At 39.2% G+C, this 17,777-nt stretch carries 18 protein-coding genes; 8 read left to right on the plus strand and 10 right to left on the minus strand.

The window, feature by feature from the left end; all coding sequences use genetic code 11:
- Positions 1 to 420: 420 nt before the first annotated feature.
- The gene (locus HZA38_00490; GenBank protein MBI5413978.1) at positions 421 to 5,487 is read right to left on the minus strand and encodes a hypothetical protein; all 5,067 of its coding nucleotides are present in this window, start codon (positions 5,485 to 5,487) and stop codon (positions 421 to 423) included.
- Positions 5,488 to 5,772: 285 nt separating this feature from the next.
- Between HZA38_00490 and HZA38_00495 the strand changes: the two genes are divergently transcribed.
- The 3 genes from HZA38_00495 to HZA38_00505 all read left to right on the plus strand — a co-directional run bounded on the left by HZA38_00495 (position 5,773) and on the right by HZA38_00505 (position 7,888).
- Positions 5,773 to 7,293 carry a YifB family Mg chelatase-like AAA ATPase gene (locus tag HZA38_00495; GenBank protein ID MBI5413979.1) on the plus strand — a complete coding sequence of 507 codons (1,521 nt, stop codon included), beginning with the start codon at positions 5,773 to 5,775 and terminating at the stop codon, positions 7,291 to 7,293.
- Positions 7,294 to 7,367: 74 nt separating this feature from the next.
- A complete protein-coding gene (locus tag HZA38_00500) occupies positions 7,368 to 7,628 on the plus strand; it encodes a hypothetical protein (protein MBI5413980.1) in 261 nt (86 codons plus the stop codon).
- Positions 7,619 to 7,888 carry a type II toxin-antitoxin system mRNA interferase toxin, RelE/StbE family gene (locus HZA38_00505; protein ID MBI5413981.1) on the plus strand — a complete coding sequence of 90 codons (270 nt, stop codon included), beginning with the start codon at positions 7,619 to 7,621 and terminating at the stop codon, positions 7,886 to 7,888. The genes HZA38_00500 and HZA38_00505 overlap by 10 nt, the downstream gene beginning before the upstream one ends.
- Before the next feature lie 63 nt (positions 7,889 to 7,951).
- Here HZA38_00505 and HZA38_00510 read toward each other — a convergent pair whose 3' ends face one another.
- A complete protein-coding gene (locus HZA38_00510; protein ID MBI5413982.1) occupies positions 7,952 to 8,401 on the minus strand; it encodes a hypothetical protein in 450 nt (149 codons plus the stop codon).
- 48 nt (positions 8,402 to 8,449) lie between these two features.
- Between HZA38_00510 and HZA38_00515 the strand changes: the two genes are divergently transcribed.
- A complete protein-coding gene (locus HZA38_00515; GenBank protein MBI5413983.1) occupies positions 8,450 to 8,638 on the plus strand; it encodes a hypothetical protein in 189 nt (62 codons plus the stop codon).
- Here HZA38_00515 and HZA38_00520 read toward each other — a convergent pair.
- On the minus strand, positions 8,595 to 8,867 hold the full coding sequence (locus HZA38_00520; protein ID MBI5413984.1) for a type II toxin-antitoxin system RelE/ParE family toxin: 273 nt from the start codon (positions 8,865 to 8,867) through the stop codon (positions 8,595 to 8,597). The two genes, HZA38_00515 and HZA38_00520, sit on opposite strands and share 44 nt — an antisense overlap.
- The gene (locus tag HZA38_00525; protein ID MBI5413985.1) at positions 8,867 to 9,118 is read right to left on the minus strand and encodes a type II toxin-antitoxin system Phd/YefM family antitoxin; all 252 of its coding nucleotides are present in this window, start codon (positions 9,116 to 9,118) and stop codon (positions 8,867 to 8,869) included. The genes HZA38_00520 and HZA38_00525 overlap by 1 nt, the downstream gene beginning before the upstream one ends.
- 482 nt (positions 9,119 to 9,600) lie before the next feature.
- Between HZA38_00525 and HZA38_00530 the strand changes: the two genes are divergently transcribed.
- Both HZA38_00530 and HZA38_00535 read left to right on the plus strand, forming a co-directional pair.
- On the plus strand, positions 9,601 to 10,104 hold the full coding sequence (locus tag HZA38_00530) for a hypothetical protein (protein ID MBI5413986.1): 504 nt from the start codon (positions 9,601 to 9,603) through the stop codon (positions 10,102 to 10,104).
- A 49-nt stretch (positions 10,105 to 10,153) separates the two neighbouring features.
- Positions 10,154 to 10,303, plus strand: coding sequence for a type II toxin-antitoxin system YafQ family toxin (locus HZA38_00535; GenBank protein MBI5413987.1), 150 nt, complete (start codon positions 10,154 to 10,156; stop codon positions 10,301 to 10,303).
- Between the two features lie 63 nt (positions 10,304 to 10,366).
- On the opposite strand, the gene HZA38_00540 is transcribed toward HZA38_00535, so the two are convergent.
- From HZA38_00540 to HZA38_00565, 6 genes are all read right to left on the minus strand, one after another.
- Complete coding sequence (locus tag HZA38_00540) at positions 10,367 to 10,732, minus strand: hypothetical protein (GenBank protein ID MBI5413988.1); 366 nt, start codon at positions 10,730 to 10,732, stop codon at positions 10,367 to 10,369.
- Positions 10,733 to 11,085: 353 nt separating this feature from the next.
- Positions 11,086 to 13,518, minus strand: coding sequence for a hypothetical protein (locus tag HZA38_00545; GenBank protein MBI5413989.1), 2,433 nt, complete (start codon positions 13,516 to 13,518; stop codon positions 11,086 to 11,088).
- Between the two features lie 21 nt (positions 13,519 to 13,539).
- Positions 13,540 to 14,202, minus strand: coding sequence for a type II toxin-antitoxin system HicA family toxin (locus HZA38_00550; protein MBI5413990.1), 663 nt, complete (start codon positions 14,200 to 14,202; stop codon positions 13,540 to 13,542).
- Positions 14,162 to 14,452, minus strand: a complete 291-nt coding sequence (locus tag HZA38_00555; GenBank protein MBI5413991.1) for a type II toxin-antitoxin system HicB family antitoxin — start codon at positions 14,450 to 14,452, stop codon at positions 14,162 to 14,164. The genes HZA38_00550 and HZA38_00555 overlap by 41 nt, the downstream gene beginning before the upstream one ends.
- A gap of 82 nt (positions 14,453 to 14,534) precedes the next feature.
- Positions 14,535 to 15,371, minus strand: coding sequence for a nucleotidyl transferase AbiEii/AbiGii toxin family protein (locus tag HZA38_00560; GenBank protein ID MBI5413992.1), 837 nt, complete (start codon positions 15,369 to 15,371; stop codon positions 14,535 to 14,537).
- The gene (locus tag HZA38_00565) at positions 15,343 to 15,927 is read right to left on the minus strand and encodes a hypothetical protein (protein MBI5413993.1); all 585 of its coding nucleotides are present in this window, start codon (positions 15,925 to 15,927) and stop codon (positions 15,343 to 15,345) included. Before HZA38_00565 ends, HZA38_00560 begins: the two co-directional genes overlap by 29 nt.
- 235 nt (positions 15,928 to 16,162) lie before the next feature.
- On the opposite strand from HZA38_00565, the gene HZA38_00570 reads away from it, so the two are divergent.
- Both HZA38_00570 and HZA38_00575 read left to right on the plus strand, forming a co-directional pair.
- Positions 16,163 to 17,398 (plus strand): ATP-binding protein, encoded by a 1,236-nt coding sequence (locus HZA38_00570; GenBank protein MBI5413994.1) that lies wholly within the window; start codon positions 16,163 to 16,165, stop codon positions 17,396 to 17,398.
- Between the two features lie 60 nt (positions 17,399 to 17,458).
- Positions 17,459 to 17,776, plus strand: coding sequence for a hypothetical protein (locus HZA38_00575; GenBank protein ID MBI5413995.1), 318 nt, complete (start codon positions 17,459 to 17,461; stop codon positions 17,774 to 17,776).
- Position 17,777: the final 1 nt, after the last annotated feature.

Raw genomic sequence — 17,777 nt, forward strand, 5'->3', positions numbered from 1 at the left:
AGAGAGTGCAGGAACAGAGAAGAGGCTCCGCTTTCTTCGCTTTCCGACGTGGATTTCTTCCAAAGACCGGGAAAAAATTCCACCCCCACTATGTCCTGTCTCTTCCATATCTCCTAGAGAAATGCGCATGCGACGCCAAAGGGCAGGTCACGGATAGACCAAAACACATCCAAAGGACAGCAAGAAATTCTCACTCGGTCAGTGAGCTCTTCGAATCCCGGCTCTGGAATCATTAAAAAGATTCCTAAAAGACGCTGGAATATCGAAAAATACCAATACAAAAAAAGTACAAATAATATTTGTGCTTTTTTTGCGCATAAAAATAGATGTATCAAAATATTTTTATCGACACCTTGAAAAAGGAAGACATGATTTCTCACATCTTCCTTTTCGTATATTCCTCATCTCGGAGGAAAAAAGTTATCTTGCAGCGCTTGTCTCGAGTCCAAGTCCTTCAGTAAGACGCTGATTTATCGTCGCGAATTCAGAGCGAACAAGAGGATCATTTGGATGAAATTTCCCCTGAGATCCCTGGAAAACATCGACATCACTCAAGGCATCAATTGCTTGTAACGCCGATGTATTTGCTGCAAATTCAGTATAGTCGAGATACTCTTTTGCAGAATCGATCGTTGAATTTTGATCAATATATTTTTTTCCGAGTGTTGCAAAAAGTTCTGCAGTTTCCCATCTCGTAATTGGCTGATCCATTGGTCTTGATGGATTTGGAGTATATCCAACAGCAAGTGCGCCATTAAATGCCGCATATCCCCAATCCGGAACTCCAGGGAAATCCACATCAAGCTTTTCAGAATTCCCAAGAGGAAGTCCGAAAATTCGCATTGCCATAACCAGCGCTTCAATTCTGAGGGTAGGATTTATCGCTCCGAATTGTCCTGTGCGATCGCCACCGTATCCGCGTACATATCCATGAGAAGTATTGTACTCAGCCGGAGCAAAATACCATTCGTGCATGGGAACATCCAAGAAACTGGCTGCTCCAATTGTATAGCATTCTTGATTATTTTCTTCTGCAAGCACTGTTACATCCGATGCCAAAGTTTCTATTTCTTGAGGAGTAAATTCATTTGCCTCGAGTGCAAGTCCTGCGCTATTTACTTTTGCTTTCACATCTTCTGATATCCCTCCACACCAGTTTCTCGTCGCTACTACTTGCATTACTTCCTTGAGACGTTCTTTAGTGAAACTCCCAAGATCGGCTTTTTCGAGGGATTTTTCCAAATTATCCACGCGCTCAAGAATTATGTTTTTATCAGCAATGATTCGATCTCGGTGTTTTTCTCCTACTGCAGTAATATTAGAAACGCTTTGAGATACAGCATTCGTAAAACTCTCTGAGAATCTCTCCGTGAGATCAGCAAGTTTTACTGCTGCCTTTTGAAGCGCCTCATCTAAAACAATTTCAAGTTTATTGGTAAAGTTCTGGAAAATCTTATCTACTTTTTCGGCAACTTTTTCTTCGAGATGTGCGAAAAGATCATCGAGTGACGCTGTCTCTTCTTCCTGAGATACATACCCATGGAGACGGTTTTTGAGTTTATCTCTCAGCGAAATCGCTTTATCTATAAGTCGAAGAATTTCACCATTTTCTGTCATGTTCACAGAATTTTTTTGAATGTCATTTACGAGGGATTCAAACTTGGAGAAAATTTCCTGTGTTTTTACGTCTGAAATTTTACGTTCCTCGATAAAATCGTGAATTGCATCGCGGGATTTTATGAGATCCTGAACAGTTCCTTCTATGAATGAATCTGCTTCAAAAGAGCGTTTTTCCTGAATGAGTTTTTCTACACGAGATTTTGTATCGTGAAGGGCTTCCAGAAGCTTTTCCAGACCTTGTCCTCGTTGATTTTTGGCAGATTCGAGGAGTGCTTCGAGATTTTTTACTCCAGCATCGAGCTTTGCATAATACTCTGAATCTTTCTCAATTTTAGCGAGTTCTGCCTTATAAGAAGAGAGACTCTCCAGAAGTTCTTTCTCGAGAAAGAGGAAGTCTAAGTACGGACGTACTGCTGCCATTTTACTTTCGATTTCAGGAAAAGTTTGTTGATGAAGTATTTTGAGTTTGTCTTCAACGTCTGCTGTATTCTTTCTATAAGATTGCATTTCTTCCTGTGCTTCTTTGAGAATTTCAAATGCTTTTTTTACGAGATCAGTAATAACGCGCTTTTCGACAATGTGTTCTGGGAGTTTTCTCATCTGTCTTTCCAAATCAAGAAGATGTTGTTCATCTTTTTGGAGAATTCCGAAAACAGTTTCTTTGTCGGAAATATTTTCAAGAGTAAGAACTATCCCATTTTCACACACCATATTTGCTTCAAGTGTCTTCCATCCTTCAGGAACATTGCATGAAGATGAGAAATTCTTACAGCGACTGGAATCATTGGGGTCAAGTGCAGAAGTGATCACCTGAAGACACGTTTTCTCTGTCTCAGTTGTAGTGACTTCACTTGTTGTTATGTCGTCACGTGAAACACAAGTCATTGTCCCATCGTTCTTCCATTTCGTCATTCCACTCGCACACCAAGAACCGGAAGGACCACTTTGTCCCAGCTCCAGACAGTATTGATCTTTTGCACGGCATCTTCCGGTATTTTGCGGACACTGAATTGATTCCCAGGCTTTTGAATCACGAGAATTAATGGCTACACACGTCATTCCGCTTCCATCTTTTTTATAACACGAAACGGCATTTCCCCCACACCATCCATCATTTGAACCTTCCTTCCCTGGTTCAACACACATGGTGTCTCCTTGACGACATACTCCGGATCCTGATGGACATGTTTCGTCCATCCCAGCACAATAGAGCGAACCATCTCCTAAATAGCATTGCTTACTTCCCCCTCCACCACACCATGCTGTTCCGGGTCCCGTTTCGCCACGTTCGAGACAATTCGTATCCGTTGGATTACAGAATCCCGTATCTAATGGACATTGAGGCTGAGAAGAGGCTCCATTTGGACTTCCTTGAGGCCACTCAGCACAATAAATCCCAGTTCCATCTTTTTTATAACACTGTTGAGAATTTTTGCACCATGCATTTAATGGACCATATTTTCCCGGTTCGGTACAATTTGAATCATTTGGACTACATATCTTATACCCGACAGGACATGTTGTCGGTATCATATTTGCTGGATTATTTGTGTTTGGTTGACAATATTTTTTTGTTCCATCAGCGGTGAAACACTCCATGCTATCAACACACCATCCATTTACTGGTCCTGTTGCACTCGGTTCAATGCAATTCGAATCATTCTGAGCACATCTTTTTGTTCCAAATGGACAGGATTTTTGCCAATCAACACAGGTAAGACCACCATCTCCATAATTACATTGTTTCCCCTGATAACACCAAGAACCGCTCGGACACACTTCTCCAAGGGAACATTGACGAGGGGTTGATGACGCTACAGTAGTGTTTGTGTTCGTGGTATTTGTTGTAGTGGAAGTTGTCGTGTTTGTTGTATTTGGAAGAATGGAAGTCGAAAGGTTGGAATTTGTACCGAAAGCATCACAGGTTTGAGTACTTGCATTACACACTTGCGTGCTGGAGCAATCTTTTACTTTTCCAAGTGACGTCTGATTCACGATACAACTATCTGATGTTATGTCATACGTGCTCGGTCCATAGAGAGAATTATTGTTACAGACATACGTATTTCCACAACGCTCTATGCTGTAGGTCGTATATTCTGTCTGTGTTCGACATTTTCCTTCAAAACATCCGTACTGACACGTTTTTGTAACTGAAGCGATATCTTTATTCGCGTTACAATAGTATTCAAACACGTCCGTTCTGCTTGAACAGGAATCACTATACTGAAGAGTATTTCGTGTGGTTACTCCCTTTTGAGAAGAAACGAGTGGAGATGTCGTGCTATTCATGGTCGTAGCATTTTCTCCATCGGGATCTTCACAAGTTGCCGGCGGTTCTGCGATGATCGTAAAAGTGGGGGAAGCAACAACGCAATTTGTCTTTTGATCTCTTGTGGTGTCAGCGGTTGAAACTGTTCTTCCATCATTGAACGCAGAATTTTCCACACAAAAATAATAAGGTCCTCCTACGGGAATTGTTCCTGAACCAGTAGTAGAAGAAACACTCGCATAACTTGTTCCGAAAGTTTGTCCGATACTATTTATGAAATTATAAATAGTATTCTGCCAAATTGGGCTTGAAAAATTCGTGGCGCTTGTACTAACCTTTACGGTCATAGCAACCCAAAGTGTTGACGGGAGCGTTCCGCTTGCCTGAAACTGAGAAGAAAAAGGGATACTCTGTGTCGACACAAAAGTCGTGTTTCCTGGATTTGCGATACTACTCAGCATGAGATTTGTTGGATCAAGAAGTGTCCAAGTGATAGGAGCTGTGGTTTTTTCTGGATTCACGAGCCTCGAACCATCTTCACTCACACATTTATAGTATGACTGACCATTTGTGTTACTGGTGTTTCCAGTAAATGGTCCTGCCATGGTATAGCGACATTTTACATAGTCGGTGGATGGCCATATTGTGTTTCCACTTTGGTCAACAAGATTTCCATCACTTTTTACATATTTATAGTATTGAATTCCGTTTACAGTCGTTGCTACTATAAGTTTCGCTACATTTGAAAATGGATATGTCGTTTCGAGTCTCACCCAATCCGATGCATCCCAAACTCCTAAAAGAGGATTTTCAGCGACTCCACTTCGGGCGCACCACCTGTGACCATCTCCATCATAAAACCCTTGAGCGTTATTCTGCTGGGTAAGATGGGCTCTTGAAATGGGAGCTCCATACGTCGTATGATCCACCATAGGATCGCCCACGGGGCAATGAACAATTGATCCCGGAAAAAATCCCCCCTTACTCGTGGGGAAAGATCCACCCTGACCATTCGCGAAATCTGAACTTGCGCCGACGTTAAAGGCATAATTATTAGAGGAAGCTATATATCCTCCTACTGTATATGAACCGCTGAGACCATCGCCATAAAACACGATAATTCCTTCGTGTTTTTTTGCGGCGGTAACATGATCGAGCCATCTTGTCAGGAGCGCGTTATTCAAATCTTCATTTCCGTTTGCATCGGTGATGACATAGACATCTGTTGTCCCCGCCTTCAGAGGAGGATTGGTAGTATTGGAACTGTACGCACTGCACCAGTTTCCGGGAACTCCAGAATTACTATATGCCACAGCATAGCTGTGATAATAAGTATTGTAAGAACCAGCAAATTTTCCGGAAGTTTGGAGTGGTCCAGGATTACACAAAAAGTTCGTCGCTTCGTAGTTGATAATGTCGTCGTTATACGCGTACGAACCGAGTGTTCCGACGGAAAGGGTCCTATTATACGTCCCTCCTCCTGGAAGACTCAGAACATCCGCCTTGAGGAAACGGCTGATGTCTCCAAAAAAACTGAGCGATATTGCGACGAGTGCAAGTACTGCACTTCCGAGAAGAAGATTTTTCTTTTTCATTTTGTTTTTGTATAAAAATGTAAAAAAAGGTGAAGTTGTCTCTAATTATAGCAATTTTGTGCTGATTTTTCAATCCTAAAAATATTGTTTTTAATATATTTTTAAGAAATGACATCAATATATTTTCTGTCGTCGACTTCCGACGACACATTCGCAATTTCTTTTCGCCTCGAAAGTCGAGCTACGGAGCGAGCTTTCTGATTCCATCAAAATATTAAGGCAAATAGTGATTTTCCATAGGAAAAAATTTCTTCAAAATAGAAGAAATCTTATTTTGCTCAAAAAATGCATACAAAAGTCCACTCCATGTCTCTTCGGGGACTCGACTCTATCCCGATTGAAGTAGAAGCCGATATTTTGAGAGGGCAAACAAAATTTTTTGTAGTTGGACTCGGAGATATTGCCGTGCAGGAGGCGCGGGAGCGCGTGAGATCTGCGGTAAAAAACTCTGGTTTCAAATTCCCTTTCACGCGAGTTATTGTCAATTTGGCGCCGGCAGATGTCCGAAAAATTGGCCCAAGTTTTGATCTTCCGATCGCGCTTGGAATTCTTCTCGCATTTGATCAGATTGAAATTGATCCTGATATTCTTCAGAAAAGTGTGATTATTGGAGAACTTTCCCTTGATGGCGGTCTTCGGAGTGTGAATGGAATTCTCCCCATCACTACCGAAGCAAAAAAATTAGGATTTGAATCTGTGTTCCTTCCAAAAGTGAATGCCAAAGAAGCTGCACTCGTGGAAGGAATCCAAATTTATGGTATAGAAACGCTCCAAGAACTCATTCTTCATTTTTCCGGTGTAAATCCGCTTTCTGCGTTTCCGCCAACTGATGCGGAAAAACTCTATCTTCCCGAAGAAATTTTGGAGGATTTTTCATATATTCGCGGACAAGAACATGCCAAAAGGGCGCTCGAAATCGCCGCTGCTGGAGGGCACAATATTCTTATGAATGGAACTCCAGGATCAGGAAAAACGCTTATGGCGAGAGCGCTTCGTTCTATTCTCCCCAAAATGACAAAGGAAGAAGCGCTCGAAGTTACCAAAATCCATTCGATTGCAAACCTCTTAAAGCCTGATGTTCCCTTGATTACCACTCGCCCATTCCGTACGGTTCATCACACTGCGTCGAGTATTTCCCTTGTTGGCGGAGGGAAAAATCCCAGACCAGGAGAAATTTCTCTTGCGCATCGCGGAGTGCTTTTTATGGACGAACTTGCGGAATTTCCCGGACAGGTTCTCGAGGTTTTGAGGCAACCCCTAGAAGATCGGCGGATTACCATTTCCCGGGCAAGCGGAACCGCCTCGTTCCCAGCACATTTTCTTCTCGTCGCTGCCATGAACCCGACGCCATCTGGATATGATCCCAATTCTGATGGAAAATCTTTTAATATTGATCAGAAATATCGAAAAAAACTTTCGGGACCGTTTCTCGACCGGATTGATTTGTATGCTGATGTTGCCCCCGTACAATTTGAAAAACTCAGAGAAAAGCATGACGCTGAGCCTTCTCGCATTATTGCTGAAAGGGTACAGAAAGCAAGAGACTCACAATCAAAACGATTCCAAGGAGCTGGAATTTTTTGCAATGCGGAAATGAAAATAAAAGAGATAAAGGCATTTTGCGAAATTTCTGAAGCATCGGAAGACCTTCTCAAAATGGCGATGAAGCAATTTGGACTTTCTGCACGCGGTTTTCATCGTATTCTCAAAGTGGCGAGAACGATTGCTGATCTTTCTCATGAAACCGATATTTCGGAAAATCATGTGGCGGAAGCACTTCAGTATAGACCGAAGTTTCAGGAGTGAGGGTTTTTTCTCACCATCTTGACCATTACTCAGTAATACTTTAATATTATAACACTTCTCTCATGATATCTTTTATGGAAACCACAGTAAAAACGAGCATCTCTCTTCCGAAGGAAACTTGGAAAAAACTCAAGAAATATAGAAACAGAAGTAGCGTTATATACATTGCTCTCGAGCTGTATTTTGACAAAGAGCAAGATTTAGAAAAAGCTGAGGAGGTGTATTGGGAAAAGGTAAAAAAATCACTCAGAGGAAAAACAGGAGAATATATTTCCGCAAATCCAAATGGCGAAGAAATTACTGATGAACTTCTTGAGGAAAAGTTATGGAAATAATTTTTTCGAGAAATTTTAAAAAACAGGCAAAAAAAATCTCAGAAAATTCAAGTTCACGAAAAGAAAAGATCAACACAGTTATCAAGGATTTTTCGATGCAAGGAAGAGGATCAGAGTTCTATCGGAAAAAACTGAAAGGAAATTGGTATGGATATGAAGAACTTCAGCTTGGGGGTGATATCCGAATTATATTTCGCGAGAAAGGGAATGTTGCAGTTTTTGAAGCGATAGGCACGCATTCGCAATTGGAACTGTCATAATGCCACTCCTAAAGATCGTAGACGTCCTTTCGGTGTTTTATGCGAAGAATGAAAAGAAGAATTTTAGGCTGCGAGAGCATGCTTATACTTTTCTTCATGGGTTTGTATTTTTCTATCTGCATAAAGCTTTGTCCTATCAGAAAAAGCATCTAGGCGAGTGATCACTTCATTTTCTACCATGAATGACAGTCCGTCATAACTTATTTCAAGTCTCTTATTTGTTTCTTCTTGTTTTTTATTAAACTTTTTCTGTTCCTCAACAAACTTTTTCAGTTCTTGTAGTGCTGTAAATACTTCGTTATTAAATCCTTTTTGTTCTTCATTAAATCCTTTTTGTTCTTCATTGAATCCTTTTTGTTCTTCATTAAACTTTTTCAGTTCCTCAACAAAATGCTTCAATTCTTGGAGCCTCACTAAGACCTCTGTTTCATATGTCATTTCAATCTTCCCAACAGATTTTTTGAGTTCTTGTAATGCTGTGAGTACTTCCTTTTGAAATGCGTACTGAGTCACGAGAAAAGTAAAAAAGGCAAAGCGCATTGTAAATATTTCTTTAGTAGCATGCAAGAACTTTTCTCTTCAGAAAGCCAAAAAGTGTCGACGCGGTTCGACAACACAATCGCACTTCTTTGCGAATCGCGAAAGATGATGACAACAAAACGTTTTGGAGCAACTCTTGGAAGAATTGCTCCGACGAGGGTACTGCTCAAAGATCATAAACATCTTTCCTGTGTTTTACTCGCAGAATGAAAAGTATGCTAATTTGTCCATCTTTCTCAATTCTGAAAATAGCTCTATATTGACCAATTCTAAATCTATATCTTCCATGAAAATCACCCTGTAAAGATTTGGCGAAAGACAAAGGATTCTCTTGTTCTGAATAGAAAAATAATTTTTGGATAACTCTTTTTGCCGCATCTTCCTGGAGATATTTCAGATCTCTTCTTGCCGTATCTGTAAGAAAAATTTTATATTGCATTAGAGCATTCCAAATTCTTTCATCACTTCTTCGAGGCTATAGACTTCTCCTCTCTTAACTTCTTCTTCAGCTGCAAGAATTTCTTGGTAGAGTTTCTCCATCGCGAATTCTTTTTCATCAATTGGTTTTACTTCCAGAACAGGAACATTCTTTTTCAGAATGATGTAGCGAATTCCTCCTTTTCGAGAAGCCTTTACATAGCTGGCCATGTTTTGGCGAAAATCTTTCATTCCAATAAGTTTTGTAACCATAGTGTATACTTAAGAGCACCTGAAGTGTACACTATAAAATTAGAAATATCAATCTTTCTCAACTGTATTTTCTGATATGGCGAGAGAAATAGAAAATCTGAGCAGAGAGAAGAATCTGCTCTGCATCTTTGCAATGAGGGAAAAACGATGCACGAATGTGTCGTCGGACATCGTCGACAGATTCGTACTGAAGAAAGAGGAAGAATTAAAAAATTATCTGCATAAGTTCAGATACATATTGCACTCCATAAATGAGGGGACTTAACCCTCCTCTTCCGTCGGAGCAACTCTTTTGAGAGTTGCTCCCCACGTTTCTATGGCATCTCCCTCAAAGATTCACAAAACATTTTTCTGTCGTCGAACACTGACGACACTTTGAGCATAAAAAAACCGCATACCATTGAGCCATTCAAGCGATTCTGTTTTCTGAAGTTTGTTTTTGATACGAAAATTCTATGATGTTCTTATGTTTTCCCTTCTCTATGCCATCTCCAAGAATTGCTCGTGAATATAAAGATCAGACCGTATTTATCTCTTGCACGATACAAAAGTGGTACTATCTCTTCGACAGGCATAATCGTTGGGAAATTCTTGCGAAGAGTCTTGAATACTGCCAAAGGCACAAAGATCTAAAAATCTTTGCGTATATATTTATGCTGAACCATATACATCTTCTCGCTCAAGCGCCAGATATGTCTCGCGTCCTTTGCGACTTTAAAAAGTATACTTCCCGAGAACTTATGAAAAATATTCTCTTAGCAGAACCACATGTAGCAGAACTTTTTCCTCAAAAAAATGGGAAATTCAAAATATGGCAGGAAACGAATTGTCCAATAATTATTGAGTCAGAAAAATTCTTTTTACAAAAACAGCAATACATTCATGAAAATCCAGTACGAAAACAATATGTGGAAAATCCAGAATATTGGTATTGGTCATCTGCGAATCCAACTCAACCTCTCAAGATCACAAATGGTTTTGAGTAATTTGAAAGAAAGGTGTCACAGAAACGTTAGGGAGCAACTCTAGGAAGAGTTGCTCCGACGAAGGAAAAAACTGAAAGGCGATTGGTATGGATATGAAGAACTTCAGGTTGGAGGCGATATCCGAATTATATTTCGCGAGAAAGAGAATATCGCGGTTTTGGAAGCGATAGGCACGCATTCGCAATTGGAACTGTCATAATGCCATTCCTAAAGATCGTAGACATCCTTTCGGTGTTTTATGCGAAGAATGAAAAGAAGAATTTTAGGCTGCGAGAGCATGCTTATACTTTTCTTCATGGGTTAGTATTTTCTTGTCAGTATACAGCTTTATCTCGTCAGCAATGCCATCGAGACGGGTGATGACCTCATTTTGAACCAGGAATGTCAATCCATCATATGTCATCTCGAGTCTTTTATTCGTTTCTTTTTGTTCTTTCACAAATCCCTCGATCTCGTCATTGAAGTTCTTTTGTTCTTCATTAAATTTCTTTTGTTCCTCAACAAAATTCTTCAATTCTTGGAGTCTTACTAAGACCTCTGTTTTATATGTCATTTCAATCTTCCCAACAGATTTTTTCAGTTCTTGTAATGCCGTGAGTACTTCCTTTTGAAATGCGTACTGAGTCACGAGAAAAGTAAAAAAGACAAAGTGTATTGTAAATATTTCTTTAGTAGCGTGCAAGAATTTTTCTCTTCAAAAAGCCAAAAAGTGTCGACGCGGTTCGACAAGCTCAGTGTGACAGTTTGACAACACAATTGCATTTTTTTTGTCGTCGGAGAATATACCAGCAACTTTAAAGTTTGGGACCCGCCTGAAAGGCAGCTCCCGCTTTAGAACAAAAATATATTCACGAGAACCCTGTGCGAAAGCAGTATGTGGAATGTCCTGAACATTGGTATTGGTCATCGGCGAATCCAAGTCAGCCTCTCAAAATTACAAATGCTTTTGAATGAGGTGAAAAAGAAGATGTTGTGGAAACGTTAAGATGATGGTGTTGGTGGTGGCGTTGCTACTGATGTTGGTGCTGCTGGTGCTGCAGCTGTTGCTACTGCACAATATTTACCCAATTCTTGCATTAGTTCTTTTGCATTATAAGCTGCGTTAAACCTTGCCTTATCTGTGTACCCTCCGTTCCCATCAATGCTTGCGCTTTCATTTTCACTCAAATTATCACGGTCCCAAATGTAAATATCGGTTCCAAAAGTGTCATTGTCTATTTCTAACAAAAAACTTTTCCCTTTATATTCAAACTTGATTCGTGCAAAGTCATCGTTGTCTTTCCACTCATCAGGAGTATAAGTATTCCATTCCCCTTCGTATAATTTAACATTCTGAATTGTATTATTACTTAATTCTCTCATAATCTTCAACATGTTGTTTAGGTTCTTGTGAAGAGTTGTAGTGCCCTCACTCTCTTTCGGAAGCTCTTTCGTTTTGTATGTTTCAATAATATCTCTCACCGCTCTGATATGTCCCAAAGGAAACTCTTTTCCATTTGGGTTAATTCTGATCTCCCCATTTTTTGAAATTACTTTAAGACCTTCTTGATACGTTTTTCTTTTTATATCACAAATAGAACTATCACTGATTTTTGTTACTTCAACAAAATTTCTGTCATTCCGATATGGATTCTGCCTATATAATTTTGCAAACCATTCCTCCGCGCCTTTTTCATTAGTTTGAAATTGATATAAATCATATCCTACCTGAAAAATAGGAGATTGAAAATTTGGTGTTTTTTCAATAGCTGTAAAAGGATTTTCAGGAGTCGTGGCTGGTTGTGCTGGTGCTGCTTCCCTTCCTGTTTCTGCATCCACTGCTGATAAAGTTTGATCTGATGATGATGGTTTTTCTGTTGCCTGCACCGGTGCTTCTTTTGATAAATAAAACAACGGCATCAGCCCAGTTTCTTTTCCAATCTTCACCTCTACCCACTTATGTTTCTGTTGGCAAGCATCGGAAGTAATTTCTGTATTTACGACCGTTACAGGAGTCCCGTTTGGGAATCTCTTCACTTCGCCTGCATCGGTTTTTGACCTCAGAATAAGTTCTCCTCCATTCGTAGTAACCCATAGTGGTTGTTTATCAGTTACTTTCACACCCTCACCATCTCCAATAGAATTTGTAGGTTTTGTGCCAAATTTCGCATGATCTTTAAGTTTTTGAGATATATTTTCTGGTTTTGCTGGTTTTTTTTCTGCTGCAGCTTCAGCAACTACCTTTCCTTCTAAGGGGGCTAGTAATTTTTTAGCTTGAAGGCTGTTTTTCATCTCATCAAAGCTTCTTATTTCATTCAGCGAAATTCTGATTTCTTGAGAATTGTTGTAGATGACGAGCTCATTCGTTTTCCCATCTCCATTGGATTCAAGCGATGAACCATGAACGCTATCAACGAGTCGTAATTTTCCTTTATCGCCAAAATTAAGTATTACTTTATCTGCAATTTTTTCTATTCGCATTGATCCATCTTGAAATTTTATCTCAGCTCCAGTTTTTGGATCAGAATTAATTCCAGTTGTAACAATTTCTTCTACATTTTGATCGTTTTTATCTTTATACAAAATTTCTACCGGCTTGTTCCTTTTAGCGCTTTTAATTTTTTCTTTTTGACTTATAATTTGCTCAAAAAAATTCGATATATCTTCAGCATCAAAATTTGAATAATCGGTAATATTCTTTATGTCTCTGTTTCCCTTCTCTCTACTCACGAGATTTGTAATTGAAAATTTCCCGTCTTGCATATGAAATTCTCCGGTAAATCGATCGCCATCAGGTGCTTTAAATTCGAATTTTACAAATCCTTTTTTGGGTTTTGATTCTAAATGAACATCTATTGCATCCTTCGGAAATAAAGGTGCGTAAAGTCCGTATTCAAGAGGATTCTCAATGGAAGAAACCTCAAATTTTTCTTTTTTGAAAAGTGCTTCAAGTATTGATACCTCTTTCTTAATTTCATCACTTTCATCTTTTTCATATCTTGCAAGATCTATTCGTATAGGCGTCATAATTCCTTCAAAATCATATTTCATTTCTGATGTTCCTCTTTTTGCCCACTTATCTAAATCATCCAATTTTTTCCCCCATTCCTTCATAATTTCATCCATTTCTCGTTGAACTTCTTGTTTCATCGATGTTTTTGCTCCTGCAAGTTCTTCTGCTTTAAGTTGGGCATCTATTGTTCCCGAAAGAGAGTTAAACACTTCTTTCGCTTTCGCGGTTACTTTTTGCTCATCAGGAATTTTTTCTTCACCTCCTTTTTTTAATCTTTTGTCTTCCACTTTATTATCAACTGTTTCTGCCTCGGCAGCATTAAACGCTTCACCTCCTGCTCCTGCATCAAACACCCTCCTCTCCTCCCAAAAAAGCTGCTTTGAAAGAAAATCTTTTTGCCACACGATATGTTTTTGTATCATTTCCATTTTGGGGAAATAAAATTATGCGTCACTGAGTTTTTTGAGAAGCGCCTCTTCTCTCTGATCATCTTTTTTCCTATCTTCACTCTCCGCAACACTTCGAATTTTCTTGAGTTTCTCTTTTTGGAATTTCGTGAGCTTCTTCAAAAAATCCGCATTAATTCTTCCTCGCTCTTCCCCGGCTTTTTCTTCGATCTCATCGAGCTTTGCATTCGCATCGAGAATTGCTTTCGCGAGTTTGCGCTTTTGATCCGCATTCATCCGCTCCAAATTCCCGAGCCAAAACGCTTGATCTTTTTTGGAAAGGAGTCGCGTTGCGTCTTCTATAAGTTCTGAAAGATCCACTTCCGCCACTTGAATTTTTTGATTTTTTTGAGTTTGTGCCATGAACTTTTGATATATATTTCTCCTTATTTTAGCAAAAATCGGGGAAAAATGCAAACTGGATACCCTCATTTGCGAATTCCCTTCTCGCAATTTATGAAGAGGGATTTCTGCCTGTCTCAAAATACTCATAAGAGTTCCTTTCTTTAGAGATGCATTGTGCATGGGAACGACAACTTGAATATTTTTTTGTTCATTCACCAAAATAATATGGCTTCCCTTCTGTCGAAGCTTCATAAAACCTTGTTTCCCAAGAAGCTTAACGACTTCTTTTGGAGTAAGAGCGGGAAGTTTTGACATATGTTTTTCGTGAGAGTGGATATTCGATATATACTTCCATTTTAATATCTTCTGGAGATCGCATTGGCAAGGGGAGATCGCGTTCAAGAAGAGTTTCTATGTACAATTCTATTGCTTCTTCGATATTTTTCTTTGCATCTTCAAGAGTTTCTCCTTCTGAAACACATCCGGGGAGTTCAGGAATTTCCACAGTATACCCACCCTCCTCTTGAGGAATAAAGATTGCCTGAAATGAATATGGTATTTTCATCATTTTCTGACTGAAGGTATTTCCAGCTTCTCATATTTTCCCAGAAAAATAAATATTTTCGTAACAAGCCCTGTTTAATCTGTTATGTTTCAAATCGCTTGGCTGCCTGAAGAAAAACTGCCGGATAATTTTGAATCCATTTTTCTTCCAAAGGATCCTCCAAAAATCGCCCAATATCTTTCATAATTTCCTCGGTTTTTACACTCTCAATCTTTTTTTGAAGGGCGTGAAGAAGTTCACGTTTGTTTTGAAACGATACATCTCCTCCTTGTTGTTTTAAAGCCTTGTTCAAATACTCAAAATTGATACCCATTTTTTTGTTGAGATACCAAATGAGGTCATAAAAGTCCCTTCCTTTTGTATAGGCGCTGTTAAAAACTGCGCAAATTTTCCCGGCGAACATGGTCTCATCCGTGTGTTTTATAATCGGAAAAATTTCATCAAATTTTGTGACAAAAAATGTTTCCACTTCATTTTTACTTACTTTTACCGGATTCGTATCTACTTCAATCTTTACATGAATTTTTTGAGCTTTGAGTGGACTCAGGCGAAAAGCATGAAGTACTTTGCTCACGCGGATGAATGATTTTTGTACTATTTTTTCTTCATCAATACTGAGATCAACTTCAAAATCTGTGTTTTTCAGAAATGAAACAATGGTTTTATTGAGTTCTTCAAAAGAGTATTTTGGAATTTTCCAGTCGAGAGCAAAATCGAGATCCTCAGAATATCTTTTGAGATCATGGCAAATGCGAAGGCACGTTCCGCGCATAAAACTCAGACCCTTTCCATATTTTGACTGATAGATTGCTTTGAGAATCAGAACCTGCAGATACTCGCGAATAATATTAAAAATCTGCTGTTCGCCGGAAATTCCTTTTTTTCTCGCCTCAGCGATAAGACGTGTAAGATGTTGCATAGGAATGAAAATTATGAAGCAGAAAAAGAAGTTTTTTTGAACGAAAAAGTTTTGCATATTGAAAAACTTTTTTAAAATTTATTTCTGTCACCACCGCTTCGAGCCGTGACGATTCCCAAAATTCTTTGTTCGAATGAAGTTCCGCGCTGTGGAGATAGAAATAATCCACAAGAGCCTTTTCTTTTTCTGCCATAAGCGAGACAGAATCAAATCCTACAAATGCTTCTTTCTTAATTTTCTGATAGGAAAATGTTCCGAGTGACGTTTCAAAATGACGCGGAAGTTTGGGCGTGACCAGTGTATATGTAAACACTGCTTCTGGAAGAATCCCAGCGCTGCCCAGAACATACTCAAGACCGAAATAACACGGAGAATACAGATTTTTTGCAATTTCAGCCTTCTCGGGAGCAGCGTCAGCAAACAGAAATAGTCCTCGTTTTAGAGAAAGAATGTCCCCATTTTTTTTCCATTGGTGGAGCTGAAGATTTATGAGCGCTGGATTTTCAGGAAATGCAACCAGATGAGCTTCTTGAGAGCTAAAAATGCCTTTTTTCATTTTTTTTCGAAATTCTTTTAATTTCATTTGATTATAGTTTTTTATAATTTAATAAAATGATACATGATAAAAAGACAAGAGTCAAATTTCTCCAGAAATACCTGCAAAAAAGAAGCCTCTTCATTTCTCATAATGAACAAAAATGTATATGTACAGAAACATAATACAATTTTGTAAATACGGCGACTCCGTATTTTTCCTTGATTTTTGATGATGGAATCATTAGAATTCAAGTATGTATAAAAAAAGAGCAGGAACCGCTCGGCTCCAAAAACTTGCGAAAACATTTCCAATAGTGGTTGTTATTGGAGCAAGACAGGTAGGGAAAAGCACATTACTCCGGCATATATTTGGAAAAAAAGCAGAATATGTCGTATTTGATCCACTCATCGATATTGAAAACGCCAGAAAAGATCCTGAACTTTTTTTGGACAATCATCGTACTCCAATAATTCTTGATGAAGTTCAGTATGTTCCAGGGTTGGTTTCTGCCATCAAAAGAAAAGTAGATGAAAATCGCGCTCCCGGACAATATCTTATGACCGGATCTCAGCAGTGGGGTATTCTGAAATCTATGGCGGAAAGCCTTGCGGGAAGAGCGGTTTTTATACACCTCGAAAATTTTTCTCTCATGGAAATAGCAGAAGAAACGAAAAAAAAAATTTGGTTGTCGCGCTATTTAGAAAACCCTGAAAAATTTGTATCTTCAAAATTAGAAAGACTCAAACTTTCTTCTGGGATTTATGAACAACTCTGGCGAGGATTTTTTCCAGAAGGGCAAAATATTCCGCTCGAAACTGTGCCCGATTTTTATGGTTCCTATATACAAACCTATATCGAACGAGATGTTCGGTTTTTTGCCGACGTGTCGGATATTCAGACTTTTCGCCGTTTTGTCCAACTTGTCGCTGCACTCTCAGCTCAAGAAGTAAATTATAGCGAACTCGGTCGTGAACTGGGGATAACTCCCCAAACTTCAAAAAGGTGGCTGGAAATTCTGAAAGCTACTTTTCAATGGTTTGAAATTCCCGCATTTTCAAGAAATGCCATTAAAAGACTCAGCAATAAGCCGAAGGGATATTTTGTTGATACCGGGCTTATCTGTAATCTCCATGCCATTTCTTCTCCTCAGGCGATTGGAGGTCATCCACTTTGGGGACCACTTTTTGAAACTGCCGTCGCAGCAGAAATTCGAAAACATTCTTCTTTCTTGGCGCTTCCTCCAAACATCTACCATTGGCGATCTCATGGAGGAGCGGAAGTCGACATTCTCCTCGAAAAAGACGGCAGATATTTTCCGATCGAAGTAAAAGCCTCAACGAGACCAACTCGTGGAGATACTCTCGGAATTGAATTTTTTCGAAAAACATATCCCCATCTTAATATTGCACCGGGACTCATAATTTCTCCTGCAGAGAAAAAAATCCCTCTTTCTGAAAAGAATTATGCGCTTCCATGGGACAGTGTATAAAGCTTTTTCCTTTCATTCCTGCTGAAATTTTGCTATAATGAGGAGAAATTTTTGCGCATCATGGCGGACCTTATACAAACAAAACTCAACGACCAAAAACTCGATATGCTGAAATCAAACACGATTTCTGGCGTGTACGAAGAACAGCGAAAACAAAAAATTCAGCAACTTTCTCTCCTCATCGAAAATGCGCTTTTTCTCGAGAAAGATGAGGAAAGAAAACGAAAGTGGCTTCGAATTCTCGATGAACTCGATGATGAATTTTTGGAAAAACTCATGACGGCAGTGATTCGAGAAAATTTGAGGTACAAGAAAAAAGAGAGAGACATTGTCATTGAACTCAATAAAAAAATCCCGACACCTTCATTTCAAAAATAAT

The organism is Candidatus Peregrinibacteria bacterium (genome assembly GCA_016220175.1).
GTDB lineage: Bacteria > Patescibacteriota > Gracilibacteria > CAIRYL01 > CAIRYL01 > JACRHZ01.

Bases quoted from the DNA above. Each gene is read 5' to 3' on its own strand.
- HZA38_00490 (MBI5413978.1), bottom strand. From the start codon at position 5,487: ATGAAAAAGAAAAATCTTCTTCTCGGAAGTGCAGTACTTGCACTCGTC.
- HZA38_00495 (MBI5413979.1), top strand. From the start codon at position 5,773: ATGCATACAAAAGTCCACTCCATGTCTCTTCGGGGACTCGACTCTATC.
- HZA38_00500 (MBI5413980.1), top strand. From the start codon at position 7,368: ATGGAAACCACAGTAAAAACGAGCATCTCTCTTCCGAAGGAAACTTGG.
- HZA38_00505 (MBI5413981.1), top strand. From the start codon at position 7,619: ATGGAAATAATTTTTTCGAGAAATTTTAAAAAACAGGCAAAAAAAATC.
- HZA38_00515 (MBI5413983.1), top strand. From the start codon at position 8,450: ATGCAAGAACTTTTCTCTTCAGAAAGCCAAAAAGTGTCGACGCGGTTC.
- HZA38_00520 (MBI5413984.1), bottom strand. From the start codon at position 8,867: ATGCAATATAAAATTTTTCTTACAGATACGGCAAGAAGAGATCTGAAA.
- HZA38_00525 (MBI5413985.1), bottom strand. From the start codon at position 9,118: ATGGTTACAAAACTTATTGGAATGAAAGATTTTCGCCAAAACATGGCC.
- HZA38_00530 (MBI5413986.1), top strand. From the start codon at position 9,601: ATGCCATCTCCAAGAATTGCTCGTGAATATAAAGATCAGACCGTATTT.
- HZA38_00545 (MBI5413989.1), bottom strand. From the start codon at position 13,518: ATGATACAAAAACATATCGTGTGGCAAAAAGATTTTCTTTCAAAGCAG.
- HZA38_00550 (MBI5413990.1), bottom strand. From the start codon at position 14,202: ATGTCAAAACTTCCCGCTCTTACTCCAAAAGAAGTCGTTAAGCTTCTT.
- HZA38_00555 (MBI5413991.1), bottom strand. From the start codon at position 14,452: ATGAAAATACCATATTCATTTCAGGCAATCTTTATTCCTCAAGAGGAG.
- HZA38_00560 (MBI5413992.1), bottom strand. From the start codon at position 15,371: ATGCAACATCTTACACGTCTTATCGCTGAGGCGAGAAAAAAAGGAATT.
- HZA38_00565 (MBI5413993.1), bottom strand. From the start codon at position 15,927: ATGAAAAAAGGCATTTTTAGCTCTCAAGAAGCTCATCTGGTTGCATTT.
- HZA38_00570 (MBI5413994.1), top strand. From the start codon at position 16,163: ATGTATAAAAAAAGAGCAGGAACCGCTCGGCTCCAAAAACTTGCGAAA.
- HZA38_00575 (MBI5413995.1), top strand. From the start codon at position 17,459: ATGGCGGACCTTATACAAACAAAACTCAACGACCAAAAACTCGATATG.